Origin of the sequence: Pauljensenia hongkongensis (genome assembly GCF_001746855.1) — a bacterium.
Taxonomy (GTDB): Bacteria; Actinomycetota; Actinomycetes; order Actinomycetales; family Actinomycetaceae; genus Pauljensenia; species Pauljensenia hongkongensis.
Genome location: NZ_CP017298.1, coordinates 2,030,775 through 2,034,864 on the forward strand (window position 1 = coordinate 2,030,775; position 4,090 = coordinate 2,034,864).

General features: G+C 72.5%; 4 protein-coding genes. 3 read left to right on the forward strand and 1 reads right to left on the reverse strand.

The features are described from left to right. Positions 1-123 precede the first annotated feature (123 nt). A complete protein-coding gene (locus BH719_RS08410) occupies positions 124-1,152 on the forward strand; it encodes a hypothetical protein (RefSeq protein ID WP_157098223.1) in 1,029 nt (342 codons plus the stop codon). A gap of 90 nt (positions 1,153-1,242) precedes the next feature. Here the strand turns inward: BH719_RS08410 and BH719_RS08415 are convergent, their stop codons facing one another. After that, a complete protein-coding gene (locus BH719_RS08415; RefSeq protein ID WP_009744414.1) occupies positions 1,243-2,223 on the reverse strand; it encodes a 1,4-dihydroxy-2-naphthoyl-CoA synthase in 981 nt (326 codons plus the stop codon). Between the two features lie 107 nt (positions 2,224-2,330). On the opposite strand from BH719_RS08415, the gene BH719_RS08420 reads away from it, so the two are divergent. Next, a complete protein-coding gene (locus BH719_RS08420; RefSeq protein ID WP_009744415.1) occupies positions 2,331-3,419 on the forward strand; it encodes an o-succinylbenzoate synthase in 1,089 nt (362 codons plus the stop codon). 209 nt (positions 3,420-3,628) lie between these two features. Beyond that, on the forward strand, positions 3,629-4,090 hold a 462-nt coding region (locus BH719_RS08425; RefSeq protein ID WP_009744416.1), incomplete at its 3' end, for a thiamine pyrophosphate-binding protein.

Here is a 4,090-nt window from a genome sequence, read left to right on the forward strand (position 1 = left end):
GGCGGGCGCGCCGACCCGGGGTGTGGATGGGGGCACGCGGTCTTGATCGATCATTCCAAAAGGTGTAGACCGGGTGCGTGGTTGCCGTGGAAGGCAGAGGCCCTCATGCGCGAAGGAGCGGGAGTGATGTGGAACCGGGCAGTCGTGATGACGGCGTCAGTGGGGTTAGTGCTGTGTTCTGCGGCGTTGAGCGGCTGCGGTGGCGGAACCGGTGCCGCCGAGGCGCCCCCGGCCTCGGGCGCTGGGCAGTCCCAGCCGGTCTCGGGCGGCGCGCAGTCGGATCCGGTGCCCGTGCCGGGGGAAGTGGTCAACGGCGTGGCGAAGGACGAGGCCACGTGGTCGACGCCCCTGGCGGTCTACTTCGGCGTCGATACCAACGATCTGCGGTTGCACGCCCAGAGCGTGGTCACCGCGACGTGCATGCACGAGAACGGCTACGCGGATTTCCGCGAGAACTACGACTCAACTGCCCCGCGCCCGCGCACCACGGCCCCTGACGGGGTCGGGCGCCTCTTCAACGAGGAGCTGGCGGCCCAGTACGGGTACCGGAACGCGCCGAACCCCCAGTACCTCATCGAGGCCGATGTGGAGGCGGCAGGGGGAGGCGGACTGTACGAGAACGCGAGCCCGGAGTTCAAGGACCAGTGGTACGCGTGCTTGGACCGCGCCACGGCGGAAGTCAATGAGGGCGAGCCCCCGCGGCGCCTGCCGACTGGGGACGGCCCCGACCAGGCGACGCTCGACTCCATCCAGTCCCAGCTCAACCGGTTCCACATCGACACGACAGGGCCGCAGCTGCAGGCGGACGCGGCCGCGTGGCGCCAGTGCATGGCGCCACTGGGGATCGCCGACCTGCCCGACCGGCCCTGGGAGGCGGGGAGCATGCGCATGCCCGACTCACTGAGGGAAAAATGGGACTGGCGCCCCTCGGGGAAGCCCTCCGCCGATGAGGTCGAAGTCGCCGCGCACGACGCCCAGTGCCGCCGGAGCTCCGGGTGGTCCCACGACCTCTACGACCAGACCTGGGACCAGTCCGTGCTCTTCTACAACCAGCACCGCGCCGAACTGGACCCCATGCTGGCGGAGTACGCCGCCCGCTCGGCCCACTACCGCCAGATCATCACCCAGTACGGCGGAACACCCCGCGAATAGAGGGGCCGCAGGGGAGCGCGGCCATCCTGGCCCCCGGCGCGGACTGCCCCGGAGCCGAGCGGGGGCGCGGGCGCCCCGCCCAGTGGCCGCTCAGTAGTAGTACGGGTACGGCGACCAGTCGGGGGCCCGGTGCTCCAGGAACGCGTCGCGGCCCTCCTGCGCCTCGGGCGTCATGTACGCCATGCGCGTCGCCTCGCCCGCGAACAGCTGCTGGCCCGCCAGGCCGTCGTCGGCCAGGTTGAACGCGTACTTCAGCATGCGGATCGCCTGCGGCGACTTCGAGGCGATGGTGCGCGCCCACTGCAGGGCCGTCTCCTCCAACTGGGCGTGGGGGACGGCGCGGTTCACCACGCCCCACCGCTCGGCGGTCCTGGCGTCGTAGTGCTCGGCCAGGAAGAAGATCTCGCGCGCCCGTTTGTCCCCGACCTGCCTCGACAGCAGGGCCGAGCCGTAGCCCGCGTCGAAGGACCCCACGTTCGCGTCCGTCTGCATGAAGGCCGCGTGCTCCACCGACGCCACCGACAGGTCCGCGACGACGTTGAGCGAGTGCCCCCCGCCGGCCGCCCACCCGGGGACCGCGGCGATGACGGCCTTCGGCATCGAGCGGATCAGGCGCTGCACCTCCAGGATGTGGAGTCGGCCCGCCCTGGCGGGGTCCACCTGCTCGCGCCTGCGGCCTGTGTCCGCCGAGGCGTCGGCCCCCTCCACCTCGTAGCAGTAGCCGTCGTGCCCCCGGATCCTCTGGTCCCCGCCCGAGCAGAAGGAGTACCCGCCGTCCTTGGGGGAGGGACCGTTGCCCGTGAGGATCACGGCGGCCACGTCCGGGGCGCGCCGGGCGTGGTCGAGCGCCGCGTACAGCTCGTCGACCGTCAACGGCCGGAACGCGTTGCGGATCTGCGGCCGGTCGAATGCCACCCGCACGACGGGCATGTCGGCGCCCGCCTCGCGCCCGTCCAGCTCCTCGCCCCGCGAGATCCCGCGGTGGTAGGTGATGTCCGTGAAGGAGAAGTCCTCGACCGGGCGCCAGCGCGCCTGGTCAAAAGTGTCTGAAACATAAGGGAGGGCGCTCATGCAACCAGCGTACCCTCTCTGAGACAGCCGCTTTCCCGACCGGCAGAAAAGCGGGATAATGGCATCGCTGTACGCATCCCGCCGCGCCCACCACCCAGGGGAAGCCCATGACCACCCGCCTGACGCCCGACGAAGGGCCAATGACGAAGACCCGCGCCACGGCGACACTCACCCGCATCCCCATGAAAACCCTTCCGCCGCTGCTGCGCAAGAAATTCAAAGCCATCAAGGACCTCCTGGTCTACTCGGTGCCCATGCGGACCCGGTTCAGGAGGGTCACCAGCCGCGACGGGATCCTGCTGCACGGCAAAGCCGGGTGGGGGGAGGCCGCTCCGTTCTGGGACTACGGCCCCGAGGAGTCGGCGCGGTGGATCGACGCGGCCATCAACGAGGCGACCGTGCCCATCCCCTTCACCCGCCGCAAGAGCGTCCCCGTCAACGTCACCGTCCCCGTGCTCAGCCCCGAGGCCGCCGCCGCCCGGGTCGAGGAGTCCCACGGCTGCGCCACCGCGAAAGTGAAGGTCGCCGACCCCGGATCCACCCTCAAGGAGGACTGCGCGCGCGTCGAGGCGGTCGCCGACGCCCTCACACGCACCGTCAAACGCGAGCGCTGGATCCGCCTCGACGCCAACGGCGCGTGGGACGTGGACCAGGCGGTCACCGCCATCCACGAGCTCGAGCGCGCCGCCGGGGACGTGCCCATCGAGTACGTGGAGCAGCCCTGCGCCACCGCCGACGAGCTCTACGAGCTGCACCGCCTCATCGACGTGCCCATCGCCGCCGACGAGTCCATCAGGCGGGCCCCCAACCCGGTCGCCGCCGCCCGTATGAGCGGCGCCCAGGTCGCCGTCATCAAGATCGCGCCGCTGGGCGGCCCGGAGCGGGCCCTCCGCATCGCTCGCGACACCGGGCTCAGGGTCGTCGTCTCCTCCGCGCTGGAGACCTCCGTCGGCCTCGCCGCCGGCGTGCGCACCGCCGCCGCCCTGCCAGGAAGGGCCCTGGCCTGCGGACTGGCCACGGCGAGCCTGCTGGCCGCCGACGTCACCGCGCCGCTGGAGGTGTCGGGCGGGCGCATCCACGTCGCCACCCGCAGCCCGGACCCCAAGCTCATCGACCACAGCCCCGTCGACGGCGACCTGCTGTCGAAGTGGTTGGCGCGGCTCATGGCCTGCGCGCCGCACATCCTCGACAGGTGAGGCCGTGGCCCCGGGCAGGGGGCGCCGTGTGCCGTTCCACCGGGCGCGCCGGTTTCCCGCCACACGGGTCCAGCGCAGTGCGCCGCACGGACCGGTCCGACCGGGCGCGCCGTCCCGCCCCGGCGCGTTGGTCCTGCGGTGGTGGCCCGGTTCCGGCACTAGGTCCGGCCGCCCCCGGGGCGCACCGCGCGTGCCGCTAGAGTGGGCCCATGACCGAGAACCCGTCGATCCTGGCCGCCCGCGCCGTCGTCGGCTCCCTCATAGGGGCCGGAGTCGGGCACGTCGTCTACTGCCCCGGGTCCAGGGACGCGCCCTTCGCCTACGCGCTCTCCGGCCTCGGCGGGCTGGTCGGGACGACCGTGGCCATCGACGAGCGCAGCGCCGGCTTCTACTGCGTCGGCCTCGCCCGCGCGGGCGTCCTGGCGGCCGTCATCACCACCAGCGGCACCGCCGTCACCGAGCTGCACCCCGCAGTCGCCGAGGCCAGCCACGCCCGCCTGCCCCTCGTCGTGGTCAGCGCCGACCGGCCCTTCGAACTGCGGGGGGTGGGGGCCTCGCAGACCACCGACCAGGTCGGCCTGTTCGCCTCCCATGTGCGCGGCACGTGGGACATCCCAGCGGGGGCGGAGGACGCCGGGCGCCTCGCGGGCCTCGTCGCGCGCGCCGCCGCA

What these genes read in the sequence shown, in the direction of transcription:
- BH719_RS08415 (WP_009744414.1), bottom strand. Translation starts at nt 2,223, where the DNA reads ATGAGCGCCCTCCCTTATGTTTCAGACACTTTTGACCAGGCGCGCTGG.
- BH719_RS08420 (WP_009744415.1), top strand. Translation starts at nt 2,331, where the DNA reads ATGACCACCCGCCTGACGCCCGACGAAGGGCCAATGACGAAGACCCGC.